General features: G+C 69.4%; 17 protein-coding genes. All 17 read right to left on the reverse strand.

Features of this window, described 5'->3' with window-relative positions; all coding sequences use genetic code 11:
* Positions 1-78 precede the first annotated feature (78 nt).
* A complete protein-coding gene (gene secG, locus TBIF_RS19580; protein WP_024796435.1) occupies positions 79-312 on the reverse strand; it encodes a preprotein translocase subunit SecG in 234 nt (77 codons plus the stop codon).
* An 88-nt stretch (positions 313-400) separates the two neighbouring features.
* Complete coding sequence (gene tpiA / locus TBIF_RS19585) at positions 401-1,186, reverse strand: triose-phosphate isomerase (RefSeq protein ID WP_024796436.1); 786 nt, start codon at positions 1,184-1,186, stop codon at positions 401-403.
* A gap of 9 nt (positions 1,187-1,195) precedes the next feature.
* Positions 1,196-2,431 carry a phosphoglycerate kinase gene (locus TBIF_RS19590; RefSeq protein ID WP_024796437.1) on the reverse strand — a complete coding sequence of 412 codons (1,236 nt, stop codon included), beginning with the start codon at positions 2,429-2,431 and terminating at the stop codon, positions 1,196-1,198.
* Positions 2,432-2,453: 22 nt separating this feature from the next.
* Positions 2,454-3,470 (reverse strand): type I glyceraldehyde-3-phosphate dehydrogenase, encoded by a 1,017-nt coding sequence (gene gap, locus TBIF_RS19595; protein WP_024796438.1) that lies wholly within the window; start codon positions 3,468-3,470, stop codon positions 2,454-2,456.
* 289 nt (positions 3,471-3,759) lie between these two features.
* Complete coding sequence (gene whiA / locus TBIF_RS19600) at positions 3,760-4,743, reverse strand: DNA-binding protein WhiA (protein ID WP_024796439.1); 984 nt, start codon at positions 4,741-4,743, stop codon at positions 3,760-3,762.
* The gene (locus TBIF_RS19605) at positions 4,734-5,789 is read right to left on the reverse strand and encodes a gluconeogenesis factor YvcK family protein (RefSeq protein WP_024796440.1); all 1,056 of its coding nucleotides are present in this window, start codon (positions 5,787-5,789) and stop codon (positions 4,734-4,736) included. The genes whiA and TBIF_RS19605 overlap by 10 nt, the downstream gene beginning before the upstream one ends.
* Positions 5,786-6,679, reverse strand: a complete 894-nt coding sequence (gene rapZ / locus TBIF_RS19610; protein ID WP_024796441.1) for an RNase adapter RapZ — start codon at positions 6,677-6,679, stop codon at positions 5,786-5,788. Before rapZ ends, TBIF_RS19605 begins: the two co-directional genes overlap by 4 nt.
* Positions 6,676-8,724 carry an excinuclease ABC subunit UvrC gene (gene uvrC / locus TBIF_RS19615; protein WP_024796442.1) on the reverse strand — a complete coding sequence of 683 codons (2,049 nt, stop codon included), beginning with the start codon at positions 8,722-8,724 and terminating at the stop codon, positions 6,676-6,678. The genes rapZ and uvrC overlap by 4 nt, the downstream gene beginning before the upstream one ends.
* A gap of 87 nt (positions 8,725-8,811) precedes the next feature.
* The gene (locus TBIF_RS19620; RefSeq protein WP_024796443.1) at positions 8,812-9,285 is read right to left on the reverse strand and encodes a PH domain-containing protein; all 474 of its coding nucleotides are present in this window, start codon (positions 9,283-9,285) and stop codon (positions 8,812-8,814) included.
* On the reverse strand, positions 9,282-9,761 hold the full coding sequence (ribH, locus tag TBIF_RS19625; protein WP_024796444.1) for a 6,7-dimethyl-8-ribityllumazine synthase: 480 nt from the start codon (positions 9,759-9,761) through the stop codon (positions 9,282-9,284). The genes TBIF_RS19620 and ribH overlap by 4 nt, the downstream gene beginning before the upstream one ends.
* Entirely contained in the window at positions 9,758-11,035 is a 1,278-nt protein-coding gene (locus TBIF_RS19630; protein WP_024796445.1) for a bifunctional 3,4-dihydroxy-2-butanone-4-phosphate synthase/GTP cyclohydrolase II, read from the reverse strand. The genes ribH and TBIF_RS19630 overlap by 4 nt, the downstream gene beginning before the upstream one ends.
* Positions 11,036-11,157: 122 nt before the next feature.
* On the reverse strand, positions 11,158-11,802 hold the full coding sequence (locus TBIF_RS19635) for a riboflavin synthase (RefSeq protein ID WP_024796446.1): 645 nt from the start codon (positions 11,800-11,802) through the stop codon (positions 11,158-11,160).
* Between the two features lie 53 nt (positions 11,803-11,855).
* Positions 11,856-12,884, reverse strand: a complete 1,029-nt coding sequence (gene ribD, locus TBIF_RS19640; protein WP_024796447.1) for a bifunctional diaminohydroxyphosphoribosylaminopyrimidine deaminase/5-amino-6-(5-phosphoribosylamino)uracil reductase RibD — start codon at positions 12,882-12,884, stop codon at positions 11,856-11,858.
* Positions 12,885-12,887: 3 nt separating this feature from the next.
* Positions 12,888-13,580 (reverse strand): ribulose-phosphate 3-epimerase, encoded by a 693-nt coding sequence (gene rpe / locus TBIF_RS19645; protein WP_148302343.1) that lies wholly within the window; start codon positions 13,578-13,580, stop codon positions 12,888-12,890.
* 92 nt (positions 13,581-13,672) lie between these two features.
* Positions 13,673-15,205: an RsmB/NOP family class I SAM-dependent RNA methyltransferase gene (locus TBIF_RS19650; RefSeq protein WP_024796449.1), complete on the reverse strand. Its 1,533-nt coding sequence runs from the start codon at positions 15,203-15,205 to the stop codon at positions 13,673-13,675.
* Positions 15,202-16,128 (reverse strand): methionyl-tRNA formyltransferase, encoded by a 927-nt coding sequence (fmt, locus tag TBIF_RS19655; RefSeq protein ID WP_024796450.1) that lies wholly within the window; start codon positions 16,126-16,128, stop codon positions 15,202-15,204. The genes TBIF_RS19650 and fmt overlap by 4 nt, the downstream gene beginning before the upstream one ends.
* A 161-nt stretch (positions 16,129-16,289) precedes the next feature.
* A complete protein-coding gene (locus TBIF_RS19660; protein ID WP_235174886.1) occupies positions 16,290-17,168 on the reverse strand; it encodes an esterase/lipase family protein in 879 nt (292 codons plus the stop codon).
* Positions 17,169-17,225: the final 57 nt, after the last annotated feature.

Genomic DNA, 17,225 nt, shown 5'->3' on the forward strand with positions numbered 1-17,225 from the left:
GCCCCCGTTTTATTGGTTCGCCGCGCTTACAAGTGCGGTAAACCAATAAAACGGGGGCGAACTCGTTTATGCGGGCTGCTACTGGTACTTGACCACGAGGCCGATGCCCACGATCGCGATGAACCAGATCACGGCGGTCAGGACGGTGAACCGGTTGAGGTTCTTCTCAGCCACAGTCGAGCCAGACAGGTTCGAGGCCATGCCGCCGCCGAACAGCGTGGACAGGCCACCGCCCTTGGCGCGGTGCAGCAGGACAAGCGCGATCATCAGCAAACTGGTGACAACGACCAGGATTTGGAGAAACAGTTCCATGGCGGTTCTGTGCTGCCCTTCTAGCTGTGGGTGGTGGTCTGGACATGCTACCGCGTGCCGGCCCGCAGGCCGACACGCAGCACCAACATCACGGCAGCGGGCCGCCGGCCGCAATCGCGGACAGAGTCGCGAACTCATCGGCCTTGAGGGATGCCCCGCCGACGAGCGCGCCGTCGACATCCGTCTGCGCCACGATCTCGGCCACGTTCTTCGAGCTGACCGAGCCGCCATAGAGAATCCGAATCCCGGCGGCAACCTCCGCGTTCGCGATCTCGCCGATCACCTCGCGGATGGCCGCGCACACCTCCTGCGCGTCGTCGGGGGTGGCCACGCGACCGGTGCCAATGGCCCAGACTGGCTCATAGGCGATGACGCTGGCCGCGATCTGCTCCGCACTCAGGCCCGCGAGCGAGCCGCGGATCTGCGCGACGCAGTGCGCGACGTGCGCACCCTTCTCGCGGACCTCGAGGCCCTCCCCGACGCAGACGATCGGCGTCATCGAGTGCTCCAGCGCGACGGCGGCCTTCTTGGCCACCAGCGCGTCATCCTCGCCGTGCATCTCGCGACGCTCGGAGTGGCCGACAATCACATAGGTGCAGCCGAGCTTCGCCAGCATCGCGCCGTTGATCTCGCCGGTGTACGCGCCGGACGCGTGCGCCGAGACGTCCTGGGCGCCATAGGTGAGCAAGAGCTTGTCGCCCTCGATCAACGTCTGGACGCTGCGGATGTCCGTGAACGGCGGGATCACCGCAACGTCCACCTTCTCGAAATACTTGTCCGGCAGGGAGAAGGAGACCTTCTGCACCAGTGCGATGGCCTCAAAGTGGTTGAGGTTCATCTTCCAGTTGCCGGCGATCAGCGGCTTTCGCGCCATGAGACGTGCCTACCCTTCAGTCGATTCGGAGGCCGAGGCCTCCAGGACGGCCAAGCCGGGCAATTCCTTGCCCTCCAGGTACTCCAGGGATGCGCCGCCGCCGGTGGAGATGTGGCTGAAGCCGTCCTCCGGCAGGCCGAGCGCGCGCACGGCCGCCGCGGAGTCGCCGCCGCCGACAACGCTGAACGCGCCCTTGGCGGTGGCCTCCACGATCGCCTCCGCGACGCCGCGGGTGCCCGCCTCGAAGGCCGCGAACTCGAACACGCCCATCGGGCCGTTCCAGAACACGGTCTTCGCCGCCTTGAGCACCGCCGCGAACCGGTCGACGGACTTTGGGCCGATATCCAGACCCATCCAGCCGTCGGGAATCTGGCTGGCGCTGACGGTCTGGGTGTTCGCGTCGGCGGCGAAGCCGTCCGCGACCACGATGTCCGCCGGCAGGTGGATCACGTCGGCGTACCGCTCGAGGAGGTCCTTGCAGGTGTCGATCATCTCCTCCTGCAGCAGCGAGGTGCCCACCCCGAGGCCCTGTGCGGCGAGGAACGTGAAGCACATGCCGCCGCCGATGACGAGGGTGTCGACCTTCGGCGCGAGCGCCTCGATCACCGCCAGCTTGTCGGAGACCTTGGAGCCGCCGAGCACGACGGCGTTGGGCCGGTCCGTGTCGCTGGTCAGGCGCAGCAGCACCTCGACCTCGTCGGCGACCAGGCCGCCGGCGTAGCACGGGAGCAGCTTCGCGATGTCGTAGACCGAGGCTTGCGCGCGGTGCACGACCCCGAAGCCGTCGGACACGAACGCGCCGTCCTCGCCGGTCAGCGTCGCCAGTTCGCGGGCGAGCCCGGTGCGCTCCGCATCGTCCTTGCTGGTCTCGCGGGGGTCGAAGCGGATGTTCTCGAGGAGCATCACGTCACCCTCTGTGAGGCCCTCGGCGCGCGCCTGCGCGTCGATGCCGACCACGTCGGAGGCGAGCTGGACGTAGCGGTCCAACTCCTCGCCCAGCGCCGCCGCGACGGGCTCGAGGGAGAGCGCGGAGTCGACCTTGCCGCCGGGGCGACCCAGGTGCGCCATGACGATCACCTTCGCGCCGGCGTCGGCCAACGCGGCAATCGTCGGGGCGGAGGCGATGATCCGACCGCGGTCGGTGATCGAGGAACCTGTAAGCGGCACATTGAGGTCGGAGCGCACCAGAACGGTGCGCCCCGACACTCCGGCCGCCAGCAGGTCCTGCAGCGTCTGCACAGCCATATCTATTTCAGACCTGTCTTACTCAGAGGGACTTGCCGACGAGGTCGGTCAGGTCGACGAGACGGTTCGAGTAGCCCCACTCGTTGTCGTACCAGCTCACGATCTTGATCTGGTCGCCGATGACCTTGGTCAGGGGCGCGTCGTAGACGCTGGAGTGCGGGTCCGTGACGATGTCCGAGGACACGATCGGGTCCGTGTTGTACTTCAGGATGCCCTTCATGGGGCCCTCGGCGGCGGCCTTCATGACCGCGTTGACCTCTTCGAGGGTCGCGGACTTGCGGACGTTGACCGTGAGGTCGACAACCGAGCCGGTGGGGATCGGGACCCGGAGCGCATACCCGTCGAGCTTGCCGAGCAGCTGCGGGAGGACCAGGCCGATGGCCTTGGCGGCGCCCGTGCCGGTCGGAACGATGTTCAGGGCGGCGGCGCGCGCGCGACGCAGGTCGCTGTGGGGGGCGTCCTGCAGGTTCTGGTCCTGGGTGTAGGCGTGGACCGTGGTCATCAGGCCCTGCACGATGCCGAAGTTGTCATCGAGCACCTTGGCGATGGGGCCGAGGCAGTTCGTGGTGCACGAGGCGTTGGAGATGATGGTCTGGCTGCCGTCGTACTGGTCGTCGTTGACGCCCATGACCACGGTCAGGTCCTCGCCCTTGGCCGGCGCGGAGATGATGACCTTCTTCGGGCCGGACTGGAGGTGGCCCTTGGCCTTCTCCGCGTCCGTGAAGATGCCGGTCGACTCGATGACGACGTCGACGTTGAGATCGCCCCACGGAATCGCGGCGGGGCCTTCCTTGATGGCGAAGGCCTTGATGCGCTGCTCACCGACGACGATCTCGTCGCCCTCGAGGGTGACCTCGGCCGGGAAGCGTCCCAGGATCGAGTCGTACTTGAGCAGGTGCGCCAGTGCCGCGGGATCGGTGAGGTCGTTGACCGCCACGATCTCGATCTCGGTCTGTCCCAAGGCGCGCTGCGCCTCGACCGCTCGGAAGAAGTTACGGCCAATACGACCAAATCCGTTGATGCCTACCCGGATCGTCACAGTTCGCTCCTTTTACGCCAGTTTTTCCGCGTGGAGTGTGCACGCAGAACTTTTATGCAGTCTTATGCAGAGCCAGCCATGTCAGGCTTGGCAATGCGCAGACTCGGGTCGACCATCGTCCTGTCGACCACTTGGATTCACGTGTTCAGGTCTTGCCAGTATCCCTCGGAAACATCTTAGTCGGTCGTCCCACGTCGACTGAGCCACCCTACAACCCGGCTGTGGCGCAGATCATGAAAAGGGGGACCTGGTCATGTCCCTGCCAGGGTGTATCGCCTGCCGGCTCGGCTCATTCGTCGTCCAGTAGCTCGGCGGTGACCGCCGACTCCGTGTCCGGGATCCCCACCTGCTGGGCCTTGCGGTCCGCCATCGAGAGCAGGCGGCGGATCCGGCCGGCGACGGCGTCCTTAGTCATCTGCGGATCGGCCAGCTGGCCCAGCTCCTCGAGCGAGGCCTGCCTGTGCGCAATCCGCAGCTCGCCCGCCGCGGCGAGGTGGTCCGGCACCTCCGGGCCGAGGATCTCGAGAGCCCGCCTGACCCGGGCGGCAGCGGCCACGGCGGCGCGTGCGGAGCGGCGCAGGTTCGCGTCGTCGAAGTTCGCGAGGCGATTCGCGGTGGCCCGCACCTCGCGCCGCAGACGGCGCTCCTCCCAGATCAGCCGCACATCTCGAGCCCCCATCCGCGTGAGCAGCTCCCCGATCGCCTCGCCGTCGCGGATCACGACCCGGTCCGCGCCCCGCACCTCGCGTGCCTTCGCTGCCACGCCGAGCCGGCGGGCAGCGCCGACGAGCGCCAGTGCGGCCTCTGGTCCGGGGCAGCTGATCTCCATTGCGGAGGAGCGACCGGGTTCGGTGAGCGAGCCGTGCGCAAGGAACGCCCCCCGCCACGCGGCCTCGGAGTCCATGATGCTGCCGCCCACCACCTGGGTCGGGAGTCCGCGCACGGGCCGGCCGCGGGCGTCGATCAAGCCCGTCTGGCGGGCGAGCGCCTCCCCGTCCTTGGCGACCCGCACAAGATAGCGCGCCTTCTTACGGAGTCCGCTGGCCCCGACGACATGGATCTCGCTGGGGTATCCGTAGAGCTCGTGGATCTCCTTGCGGAGCCGTCGGGCCGTGGCGCCCAAATCCACCTCAGCCTCCACAACGACTCGGCTGGCGACTATGTGGAGCCCACCCGCGAATCGCAGCAGCGCGGCGACCTCCGCGCGGCGCGCGCTGGTCTGGGTCACCACGAACCTGCTCAGCTCGTCCTTGACCTCGGCTGTCAACGCCACGTTTGTGAGTCCTCTCCATTGACGCCCCTGAGTGTCTCCCTCGCGGGCGATCCAGCGGCAAGCATATCCACGGGCGTGCGGGCCCCGCCCAACTTCGCGAGCACGGCCGCCAACTTCACGGGGTCGTGGATGCAGGTGCCGGCCACCGCGACGTCCGCGTATTCGACCCTGGCGCCGAAGCGCAGCGCCGCCCGCTCCACAGTGGCGCGCTCGCTGGCGGCGCCCACCGCGCCGGCGTCCACCACCACGGAGTCGACCGCAAAATCCGGCGCGTGCTGTGAGAGCACATGCAGGTGGCGTTCGGCGGAGAAGCCGGCCGTCTCCCCTGGCTCCGCCGCGAGATTCAGGACGAGGACCTTGTGGCCTGTCGCCGACTGCAGCGCCGTATACAGCTCCGGCACGAGCAGGTGCGGGATGACACTGGTGAACCAGGACCCCGGCCCCAACACCACCATGTCCGCCGCGTGCACTGCGGCCACCGCCTCGGCCGCGGCGGGCGGGTTCGCCGGCTCCAGACGCACCCGGCGGACCTGGCCCGGAGTCGTCGCGACGGCAACCTGGCCACGGATGCCCCGCACCACCCTGGGGTCCTGCTCGAGGCCCGCGACGTCAGCCTCGATAGTCAGCGGCACCCGCGACATCGGCAGCACCATCCCGGGCGCTCCGAGCAGGTTGCCGACCATGGCCAGGGCCTGCACGGGGTCGCCCACCACCTCGGTCAGCCCGGCCAAGATCAGGTTTCCCACGGAGTGCCCGGCCAGTGCGCCGGTGCCACCGAAGCGGTGTTGGAGGACGTCGGCCCACACGCAATGCTCGGGGTCCTGAGCGGCCAACGCGACCAGCGCCATGCGGAGATCCCCGGGCGGGATGACGCCCAGTTCGGAACGCAGCCGGCCCGAGGAGCCCCCGTCGTCGCCGACTGTGACGATGGCCGTGACGGCGGGAGTCAGCTGGCGGACGGCGCTCAGGGTCGCGTACAGGCCGTGGCCGCCGCCCAGCGCGACAATCGCGGGCCCACTCCGCACCACCTCCGGGCCCGAGGTCACTCGCGCCCCAGATCTCGGTGCACGACGCCGACCGACAGTGCCGGGTCCTCCGACAGCTGGCTCGCCAACGCCTCCGTCATCGCGACGCTGCGATGCTTGCCACCGGTGCAGCCGATCGCGAGGGTCACATACCGCTTGCCCTCCCGCAGATAGCCCCCGATGATGAGGCTGACCAACTGGCGGTAGCTGTCGAGGAACTGCTCCGCGCCGGGCTGGCCCAGCACATAGTCCCGCACCCCGGCGTCCTGCCCGGTGTGCTTCTGCAGCTCCGGCACCCAGTGCGGGTTCGGGAGAAAGCGCACGTCCGCGACCATGTCCGCATCGGTGGGCAGTCCGTATTTGAAGCCGAAGGACTGCACGGTCACCCGCACGGTGCCGGTGTCCGGGTCGCCGAATGCGTTCTCGATGCGCTCCCGCAGCCGCTGCACCGTCAACGAGGTGGTGTCGATCACGAGGTCCGCGGCCTGCCGCAGCGGGGCCAGCATCTCGCGCTCCGCGGCGATGGCCTCCGACAGCGTGCCCTCCAGCTGGAGCGGATGTCCGCGCCGGACCTGTTCGAACCGGCGGACGAGCACATAGTCCGACGCGTCGAGGAAGAGCACCCGGGGCACGCCGCCGCGCTCGCGGATGGCCGCGGCCACCGAGGCGAGGTCCCCGCTGAACGTGCGGCTGCGCACGTCCACGACCACCGCGAGCCGATGGATCCGGGTGGCCTCCGCCAGGCCATAGTCCACAAGCGTCGGGACGAGCTGCGGGGGCAGGTTGTCCGCCACATACCAGCCCAGGTCCTCCAGCACCTTCGCGGCGGCGCTGCGGCCGGCGCCGGACTGGCCGGTCACCAATAACACCTCGATGGCGGGCGCCTCGGCCCTATCCTGACTGACGTTCACTGTGGTGTCTCACCTGTCTGTTCGGTAATGGGTTGCGCAAGGCTCTCCAAAATCGACCGGGCAGTCATCTCCCCAATGCCCGGCACCTCGGTCATCTCACTGACGCTAGCCTGCCGCAACCGGGCCAGCGACCCGAAGTGCTTGACCAGCGCGGTCCGGCGCACCTCGCCCAAGCCCGGGATGCCGTCCAACGCGGAGGCGGTCATCCGGCGTGAGCGCTTGCTGCGGTGGAACGTGATCGCGAACCGGTGCGCCTCGTCGCGGACCCGCTGCAGCAGATACAGCGCATCGCTGTTGCGGGGCAGGATCACCGGGTCTTCCTCCCCGGGGACCCACACCTCCTCCAGCCGCTTCGCCAGGCCGATCACCGCGACATCCGTGATCCCCAGGTCGGCCAGCACCGCCGAGGCGGCGGCGACCTGCGGGGCGCCGCCGTCGACGATGTAGAGGTTCGGCGGGTAGGCGAACCTGCGCGGCCGGCCGGTCGCGGGATCGATCCCGGCCTCCGGCGCGAGGTCGCCGCCGTCCCCGGCCAGCGCGTCCAACTCCTCGGGTGTGGGCGGCTTGGCCTGCACCCCGCTCGCCTGTAGCGCCTCGACGCTGGCCTTGTGGCGCAGGAAGCGACGGCGGGTGACCTCGGCGATGCTCGCCACGTCGTCGGAGTGCCCGTCCCCCGCGGCCTCCTTGATGGCGAAGTGCCGATAGTCCGACTTGCGAGCGAGGCCGTCCTCGAAGACCACCAGAGACGCCACCACGTCGGTGCCCTGGATGTGGCTGATATCCACGCACTCGATCCGCAGCGGCGCGGTGTCCAGGCCCAACATGTCTTGGATACCCTGCAGTGCCACGCTGCGCGTGGTGAGGTCCCCGGCCCGCTTGAGCTTGTGCAATTGCAGCGACTGCACGGCGTTGCGGTGCACCGTCTCGGCGAGATCCTTCTTGTCGCCGCGCTGGGGCGTGCGGACGCTCACCGCGCTGCCCCGCAGGGCCGACAGCCACTTCTGCAACTCAGGGGCGTTCGCGGGCATCGCCGGCACCAGCACCTCACGCGGCACCGCGGTCGCCGTCGCCTCCTCCGCGGCGGCGCCCGCACGCTCCGCCAGGTCGATCTCGCCGCCATAGAACTGGGTCAGGAACTGCTCCACCAGGTCCGGCAGCTCGGCCGCCTCCACCCTCTCGACCACCCAGCCGCGCTGGCCGCGCACCCGGCCGCCGCGCACGTGGAAGATCTGCACCGCCACCTCGAGGTCGTCAAACTCGATGGCGACGACGTCCGCGTCGGTGCCGTCCCCCAGCACCACGGACTGCTTCTCGAGGGCCTTCCGCAGCGCGGACAGGTCATCCCGCAGCCGCGCGGCGCGCTCGAAGTCGAGCTCCGCGGACGCGTCGAGCATCTTGCGCTCGACGTCCCGGATCAGCTTGTCGGTGCGGCCGGCGAGAAAGTCGCAAAAGTCGTCCACGATGTCGCGGTGCTCCGCGGCGCTGACGCGGCCGACGCACGGCGCCGAGCACTTCCCGATATACCCGAGCAGACAGGGCCGGCCCAGCTGCTGGTGGCGTTTGAACACCCCGGACGAGCAGGTTCGGGCCGGGAACACGCGGAGGAGCTGGTCGAGGGTGTCGCGGATGGCCCAGGCGTGCGAGTACGGGCCGAAGTAGCGGACACCCTTGCGCCGGGGTCCGCGGTAGACGAACAGTCGCGGGTACTCCTCGCCGATGCTGACGGCGAGCACCGGATAGGTTTTGTCGTCGCGGTAGCGGACGTTGAACCGCGGGTCGAACTCCTTGATCCAGCTGTACTCGAGCTGCAGCGCCTCGACCTCGGTGCCGACCACCGTCCACTCCACGGAGCTCGCGGTGGTGACCATCTGCTGCGTGCGGGTGTGCAGCGACCCGAGGTCCGCGAAATAGGAGTTCAGCCGGCTGCGGAGATTCTTGGCCTTGCCGACGTAGATGACGCGCCCGTGCGGGTCGCGGAATTTATATACCCCGGGGTCGGTCGGAATCGATCCCGGGGCAGGGCGGTACGACGCTGGATCTGACACCCGTCCAGGCTATCGACCGCCGGGAACCGGGCCGCGCCCAGCCTGCCAGCGGGTGCCGACAGGCTGGGGTGGCGACTCGGGCTGGGGCTAGACCTGGGGCTCGACGGCGGCCGGCGCGTACTTCGCGTGGATCGCCCGGAAGTCGCGCACCGCGTCGACGGCCCGACCGCGGTCATAGATCTGGATGGCCAGCACCGGGGCGTACTCCTCGTCAGGCAGCTCGAGGCGAGCCCATGCGGCACCCTCCGGGAACGTCAGCGCCTCGACCAGATCCCATTCGACGAGCTTGTCGCCGAACAGGTTCCGCACGCTGACACCGCGGGCTCCGGCCCGGAGACGGGGCCGGGTGAACAGCAGGAACGCCATGGCGATGAGCACGCCGATGAACGCGACTGCCAACTGGTCCCACACCCGGAAGTACACGCCGGTGTCGGTGATCCGCAGCAGGCCCGCGAGCACCCCGAACACGACGACGATCATGATGGCCAACAGCCAGGCGACGATCTTGACCCGCCGCGGCTTGACCTCAAGCTCCCAGTCAGGCAATTGCTTCTCGGTCATGCCCGCGCCCGCAGTGCTCGGAGGGTGGTCGCGGTGTCGAGCGCGGCCGTCGTGGCCTGCTCCCCCTTGTCCTCGGCGGAGCCGGGCAAGCCCGCGCGGTCAAGGGCCTGGGCTTCCGTGTCCGTGGTGAGCACGCCGTTGCCGACTGGCGTGGACTCGTCGAGCGCCACCCGCGTCAGCCCCGCCGTCACCGCGTCGCAGACGTAGTCGAAGTGGGGGGTGCCGCCGCGGATCACGACGCCCAACGCCACCACCGCGTCGTGGGTGCGGGCCAACTGCTGGGCGACGACGGGCAACTCCACCGCGCCGGCCACGCGGACCACGGTCACCGAGGCCACGCCGTGCGCCTGCGCGGTGCGCTCCGCGCTGGCGAGCATCGCGTCGCTGATCGTCCGGTGCCACTGGCCGGCCACGATCGCCAGTGTCAGGCCGGGCTCGATGGTCGCCGAAACCTCGGGCTTGCCGTCCCCGCTCACAGCGTGCCACCCGTCTGGGCCGAGGCGCTTTGCGTCGGGTCGTCCTGCGTCGGGTCGAAATCGTCCAGGCCGACGAGGTCGTGGCCCATCCTGTCCCGCTTGGTGCGCAGGTAGCGCAGGTTCTCGGCGTTGGCGCGCACAGGCATCCGCACGCGATCGGTAATCGTGAGCCCATAGCCGTCCAGGCCCACCCGCTTAGCCGGGTTGTTGGTGAGCAGCCGCATCGACTCCACGCCGAGGTCCACGAGGATCTGCGCGCCCAGGCCGTAGTCCCGCGAGTCGGCGGGCAGGCCGAGGTCGAGGTTGGCGTCGACGGTGTCGCGGCCCGAGTCCTGCAGCTGGTAGGCCTGCAGCTTGTGCATCAGGCCGATGCCGCGGCCCTCGTGCCCGCGCATATAGAGCACGATGCCCCGGCCCTCGTCCGCGACGAGGCCCATTGCCGCGTCCAGTTGGGGGCCGCAGTCGCAGCGCAGGGAGCCGAACACGTCGCCGGTGAGGCATTCGGAGTGCACGCGCACCAGGACGTCCTTGCCGTCGCCGATGTCGCCGCGCACCAGCGCGACATGCTCGACATCGTCGTGGACGCTGGTATAGCCGACGGCCTTGAACTCGCCGTGGTCGGTGGGGATGCGGGCCTCGGCGACGCGCACCACGTGCTTCTCATGCCGGCGACGCCAGCTGATGAGGTCCGCGATGGAGATCATCGCGAGGTCGTGCTCGTCCGCGAACACGCGCAGCTCGTCGGTGCGGGCCATATCGCCCTCGTCCTTTTGGCTGACGATCTCGCAGATGACACCGGCCGGGCGCAGGCCCGCCAGGCTCGCGAGGTCCACGGCGGCCTCCGTGTGCCCGGGGCGACGCAGGACACCGCCCTCCTTGGCGCGCAGCGGCACCACATGGCCGGGGCGGGTGAAATCGTGGGCACCCGTGTCGGGGTCCGCCAGCAGCTTCATCGTGCGCGCGCGGTCCGCAGCCGAGATCCCGGTCCCAATGCCCTCGCGGGCGTCGACGGTGACCGTGTAGGCGGTCCCGTGCTTGTCTTGGTTGGTGGAGTACATCGGAGGCAGGCCGAGGCGCTCGCAGTCCTCGCCGACGAGCGGCACGCACAGGTAGCCGGACGTGTAGCGGACCATGAAGGCCACCAACTCCGGGGTGGCCATCTCGGCCGCGAAAATCAGGTCGCCCTCATTCTCACGGTCCTCGTCATCGACCACGACAACCGCTTTGCCGGCCGCGATGTCGGCCACCGCACGCTCAATACTGTCGAATCTCATGACGTGCTCATCGCTCCCATGGGTACTGTAAGGATCCAGGACGGCCCCCGTGCGTTCTCGGGGGCTCCGGCTTTAAGGGTGTGCTCTAGCTTTTAGAGCGGGCTCTGCCTAGAGGGTATTCCCTAGGCGACTGTGGGGTTCGATCCGGTGCTCAGCAGCCGCTCCACATATTTGGCGATGATGTCCACCTCGAGGTTGACCCGGGTGCCCACGACCGCCCCGCCAAGGGTGGTCGCCGCGAGGGTGGTGGGGATCAGCGAGATCTCGAAGTGCTGGTCCCCGCCGTCCTTTTCCGCCCTGTTCTCCGCCATGCCCAGTGCGCTCACTGTCAGCGACACGCCGTCGACGGTGATCGAGCCCTTCTCCACCACGTAGCGAGCAATCTGCGCCGGCAGGGAGATCCGCACCACCTCCCAGTTCTCGGACGGGGTGCGGGTGAGCACGACGCCAACGTCGTCGACGTGCCCCTGCACGATGTGGCCGCCAAGGCGGCTGTTCACCGCGGCCGCCCGCTCGAGGTTGACCGCGCTGCCCACGTCGAGCCCGCCGAGGCTGGAACGGGAGAGGGTCTCATGCATCACGTCGGCAGTGAAGGATCCATCGGCGAGCAGATCGACCACCGTCAGACACACCCCGTTGACCGCGATCGAGTCCCCATGTCCCGCATCACTCGTCACCAGCGGGCCGCGGACTGTGAACCGTGCGGAGTCCGCCAGGTCCTCCTTGCCGGTGACCTCGCCCAACTCCTCGACTATTCCTGTGAACACTGGCTGTTCTCCCTGTCTGTCTTCAGCTCATCTGCACTCATCAGCGTGCCTGTCTACTCGGGGCTGGCGATCAGTCGCTCGAAGACCATCAAGACATCTGGACCGAGGACCTCGATCGACTTCCGGCGCCAGCGCAGCGCCTCACCAATTGTGCCGACCCCGGCCGCCTCGATCGCGGTCTTGCCCGCGCCGAGGATCACCGGCGCCTGATACATCTGTACCCGATCCACCAGGCCCGCTGCTAAAAAGCGTCCGGCCAGCAGTGGTCCGCCCTCCACCTGCACGTCACAAGCCCGGTCCGCGATGGTGGCGAGTACCTCCGCCAGATCGTGGGAGCGCACGTGCAACATCTCGGCGGCCCCGTCCCGCACCTGCGCAGCACGCGGAATCTCCCGCTGCCCGACGACCACTCGGAGCGGTTGGTGTGCGCGCAGGCTGCCGTCGGGGTGGCGCGCGGTCAGCGACGGGTTGTCCGCCAGCACCGTCCCCGTGCCGATGACAATCGCGTCGATCTTCGCGCGCTCCTCGTGCACCCGCGCTCGCGCTGCCTGGCCGGTGATCCACTGGCTGGTGCCGTCGGCGGCGGCGGCACGGCCATCCAGACTCGCGGCGAACTTCAGAGTCACGCGGGGGCGGCCATTGCGCTGTCGGAACAGCCACGCGCCGAGCGGGCCCGTCTCCGCCTCGTCGGCCAGCAGTCCCCCGCTCACCGCGATTCCGGCCGCACGCAGACTGTCCGCGCCGCCGGCCGCTGTCGGGTTGGGGTCCGCCACCGCGAAGTGCACCGCGGCGACGCCGGCCGCCGCCAATGCCGTCGCGCAGGGGCCCGTCCGGCCCTGGTGCGCGCACGGCTCCAGGGTGACGACAGCGGTCCCGCCGCGTGCGGCGATGCCAGCCTGGCGCAGGGCGACAACCTCCGCGTGTGGTCCGCCGGGCGGCGTCGTCGCGCCAATGCCGACCTGTCGGCCCTGTGCGTCCAAGATCACCGCGCCGACGGCCGGGTTGGGACTCGTGAGCCCGCGCGCGGTGTCCGAGTGCGCGATCGCCAGCCGCATCGCGGCCTCAATCGTCAGGAGAGCCATGTCCTAGTGCGGCAGGTGCAGGTGGGGCGATGCCGTCGCGGCCTTCTCACGCAGCGCGCGCACCGCCCCCGCGGGGTCGTGCGCCCCGTAGACCGCGGAGCCGGCCACGAAGCAGTCGACCCCGGCCGCCGCGGCCTGTTCGATCGTGTCCATGCTGATCCCGCCGTCGATCTCGACCAGCAGGGTCAGCTCCCCCGAGTCCACGAGGCGGCGGACTGTCGCGGCCTTGTGCAGCACGTCCGCGATAAAGGACTGGCCCCCGAAGCCGGGCTCCACGCTCATCACCAGCAGGGTGTCGAAGTCCTTCAGGATCTCCAGGTAGTCCTCGATGTCCGTTCCCGGCTTGACCGCCAGGCCCGCCTTCGCCCCGGCCGCGCGGATATCCCTAGCGACCGCCGACGGATTGTCTGTCGCCTCCGCGTGGATCGTCACGTTGTGCGCGCCGGCCTCTGCGTACGGCGGCGCCCAGCGGCCCGGATCCGCAATCATCAGGTGGCAGTCCAGTGGGATGTCAGTGGCCTTGAGCAGGCTCTCGACGATGGGCAGGCCGAGCGTGAGGTTCGGCACGAAGTGCGCGTCCATCACGTCCACATGCAGCCAGTCCGCACCGCCGTCACCGGCCACGATGGCGGCCTCATCCGCCAAGCGCGCGAAGTCCGCGGAGAGGATCGAAGGGGCAATCATCGGCTGGGTCAGACGCGTGCGGGCCATGCCGGACAGTCTAGGCAAGGACCGCCCCGATGCCCCAAACGGGACGAGGCGGTCCAGTGCTCTAGTCTCCCCACGGCCTACTTGCGCAGCGCGGCGATGAACATCGCGTCGGTCCCGTGCCGGTGCGGCCAGAGCTGCACGTGCGGGCCGTCGCCGAGCTGCGGCATCGCCGGCACCAGGTCGCGAGAGTCGAGCTGGGTGAGGCCGAAACGCCGCACGGCGTCGGCCACGATCCCCACCGTCTCGGCGATGTGCGGGGAGCAGGTCGAGTACACGATGACGCCGCCCTCGCGCGTCAGCTCCACTGCCGCGGCGAGCAGCTGGCGCTGCAACGTCACCAGCTCGTTGACGTCCGACGGCTGCCGGCGCCAGCGGGCCTCGGGCCGACGGCGCAGCGCGCCCAGCCCCGTGCACGGCGCGTCGACGAGGACCCGGTCGTAGCCCGCCTCGAGTCCGGTTTCCCTGCCATCGACCACATGCACCGTCACGGGCAGCTCCCGCACGGCCTTGCGGACGAGCTCCGCCCGATGCTCCTGGGGCTCGACGGCGTCCAGCGTGGCGCCGTCGATCGCGGCGATCGCCCCGAGCAGCGCGGCCTTGCCGCCGGGTCCGGCGCACAGGTCCAGCCACCGACCGCCGTCGTCCCCGACCAGCTCCGCCTCCGCGACGGCCCGGGCCACGATCTGGCTGCCCTCGTCTTGAACTCCGGCCAATCCGTCACGCACCGGCTCCAACTTGCCCGGATCCCCGCCCTCCAGGTACACGGCGTAGGGCGAGTACTTGCCCTCCTCCCCTCCGGTGACCAGGGCCAGCTCCTCTGCGGTGATCACGCCGGGCCGCGCCACGAGGTGGACCTGGGGGCTGACGTTGTCCGCGGCCAACGCGTCGGCCAGCTCGCCGGCGTCCGCACCCAGCGCATCGGTGAACGCACGTGCGATCCACACGGGATGGTTATGCCGGAACGCCAAGTGGCCCAAGGCATCCTGGTCGGCGGGCGGCGCCAGGCGGGTGATCCACTCAGCCTCCTCGCGCTCCGAGGCCCGGCGCAGCACCGCGTTCACGAAGCCCGCGGCGCCCTTGCCTTGTTCGTCGGTGACCAGGTCCACGGTGGTCGAGAGCGCGGCGTGCGCGGCAACGCGCGTGCGCAGGAGCTGATAGACACCGAGCCGGAGCGAATCCAGCAGCAGCGGGTCGATTTCCTCCAGCGGCCGGCCCGCGCAGTCCGCAATGACCGCGTCGAGCAGGCCGCGGGTGCGGCAGGCGCCATAGGTCAGCTCGGTCGCCAGCGCGGCGTCCCGGCCCTCTAGACGGCGGTCACGCAGCATCTTGGGCAGCACCAGGTTGGCGTACGCATCGCGCTCCCGCACGGCCCGCAGCACGTCGCGCACGACGGCGCGCACCGGATCGACGCTGACCCGCTGGCCGCTCGCGCGACGCTCACCACCCTGTTTGGCGCCGGGCTTCTCGCTGCCGGGCTTCTGGGTGCCGGGCTTCTGGGTTCTGGGCTTCTGGGTGCCGCCAGTCTTGCCCGGCCCCTGCCGGTTCGGCCGACCGCCGCGCTGGCCCTGCCCGGAGCTGCCCTGCCCGGAATTGTCCTGTGGAGTACTCACAGCGCCCTCGCTTCATTGGTCAAACGTGCCCCGCGCGCCCAGTCGGCGGCGGGCATCGGCTTCTTGCCGGGGGGTTGAACATCGCCTAGACGCACCGTGACGCTGGCGGTGCCAACGTGCACCGCGCGCTTACTCACCTCTATCTGACCTGGGTCGAGAGTGATCTCCGGATCAATCTGAACTGGTCCGAGCTTGACGCGGACATCGTCGATCATCGTCCACGCGCCGGGCTCCGGGGTGACCGCCCGAATGTGGCGGTGCACCGCCAGTGCCGGGACCGTCCAGCGCACACGCGCCGCGTCGACCGTGATCTTCTCCGCGTAGGAGACACCATCGGCCGACTGGGGCACGGCGTTGAGAGCCCCGTCCTCGATGCCGTCCATCGTCGATGCCAGCAGGAGCGCACCCGACTCCGCGAGCCGCGCCAGCAGGTCGCCCGAAGTGTCGGTGTCCTGGATACGCTCGGTGACCAGGCCGAACACCGGCCCGGTGTCGAGGGCCCGCTCAATCTGGAAGGTGGCCGCGCCCGTCATCTCATCGCCCGCGCGGATGGCCGCCTGCACGGGTGCCGCGCCGCGCCAGGCGGGCAGCAGCGAGAAGTGCAGGTTGACCCAGCCGAACCGCGGGATGTCCAGGACCTCTTGGGGCAGCAGGTTGCCGTAGGCCACCACCGGGGCGCAGTCCGGTTCCAGCTCACGCAGCCGCGCGGTGAAGTCTGGATCGTCGGCGCGCGCAGGAGTGAGGACCTCGATGCCGTGCGCGTCCGCCAGCTCCGCGACCGGGGACCGATTGACGCGTCGCCCCCGGCCGGAGACCGCGTCGGGCCGCGTCACCACAGCCACCACCTCGTGGCGAGGGGAGTTGATGAGGCCGAGCAGAGACGGCAGCGCCGGCTCTGGTGTCCCCGCGAAAATCAGTCGCACGTTCAGCAATCCTTCCGGTGGGCCAGGCCCAGCTCGCCGGGGTGACGAACGGGTATGCCACCGCACAGCTTAGAGTCCTGCCGGGCCGCCCCCGACTACCGCAGCCGACCAGTGGCGATGAAGGTCACAGCCGCTGTCGCCCACGAGCACCGAGCGGGCGCTCAGGAATTGCTGACGATCATCAGCTCGAGCATGCCCGTGCCGAGTGGCACCTGCTGACAGACCGGTTCTGGCGCAGACGGATCCAGCGTCTGGATGATCAGATCCTGGGTGAATGCGTCATACGGCAAGCTCATGTGGCCGATGAGGTTGGCCGGGCACTGGTCCTGGATAACGAGGTTCGTGGCTCCGGGACCGCGGAGGAGCTGATTTTGGTAGGGCTGGATCATCTCGTCGTACCGAGTCGAGATTGTGGTGTAGTCCACCCCGCGCCCGGTGTCGCCGCCGGCGTTGAGCCGCGTCAGGAATTCCGAGCCGACGATCAGCTCCGGGAGCGCTGGCCCGAGCGCAGCGCCGATCAACGCGGAGCCGCGTGGCTCTGCCGCGACCGCGGCACCGACGCCGTAGAACGTGCCGCCATAGGTCGGCGAGGCCAGCCCCACCCACTTATCCACGTGCTCGTCCCCGCCCAGAATATTCACGTAGTACCGCGTCACCGCCGCGCCCTGGGAGAAGCCCACCAAATCGACGTTCTCCGCCCCGGTCTGGTCCAGCACCTGACCGACCACCGCCGCCAGCTGGGCCGAGCTCTCCGCGATGGGGATCTGAGCATTGCCCACCCCCTCGACCTGACCGTAATTGAGCGCAAACACGCAGAGCCCCCGCTCGCGCAGTCGAGGCGAGAGCCCCGCCCAGTCGAGATAGGCGGTGCTGTCGCTGCCGTGCACCAGGACTACGGGATTGGGGTGCTCAATGGTGGGCTGGCAATCCGCCTTATTCGCGCCGGGCGGGGCCAGGGAGTTATCCCCCATGCCGACCGTCTTCGCTTCGGCCGCCGTGCGGCTCGTCGGCCCGGCGATCGACGGCAGATCGTCAGCCATCGAGATCCCCGGCCGCACCAGTGCTACTGCTAGGACTACGAATAGTCCTGCCCGCCA

The sequence above is a fragment of the Tomitella biformata AHU 1821 genome, assembly GCF_000524475.1.
GTDB lineage: Bacteria > Actinomycetota > Actinomycetes > Mycobacteriales > Mycobacteriaceae > Tomitella > Tomitella biformata.

Bases quoted from the DNA above. Each gene is read 5' to 3' on its own strand.
- secG (WP_024796435.1), bottom strand. From the start codon at position 312: ATGGAACTGTTTCTCCAAATCCTGGTCGTTGTCACCAGTTTGCTGATG.
- tpiA (WP_024796436.1), bottom strand. From the start codon at position 1,186: ATGGCGCGAAAGCCGCTGATCGCCGGCAACTGGAAGATGAACCTCAAC.
- TBIF_RS19590 (WP_024796437.1), bottom strand. From the start codon at position 2,431: ATGGCTGTGCAGACGCTGCAGGACCTGCTGGCGGCCGGAGTGTCGGGG.
- TBIF_RS19620 (WP_024796443.1), bottom strand. From the start codon at position 9,285: ATGACCGAGAAGCAATTGCCTGACTGGGAGCTTGAGGTCAAGCCGCGG.
- TBIF_RS19630 (WP_024796445.1), bottom strand. From the start codon at position 11,035: ATGAGATTCGACAGTATTGAGCGTGCGGTGGCCGACATCGCGGCCGGC.
- ribD (WP_024796447.1), bottom strand. From the start codon at position 12,884: ATGGCTCTCCTGACGATTGAGGCCGCGATGCGGCTGGCGATCGCGCAC.
- TBIF_RS19660 (WP_235174886.1), bottom strand. From the start codon at position 17,168: ATGGCTGACGATCTGCCGTCGATCGCCGGGCCGACGAGCCGCACGGCG.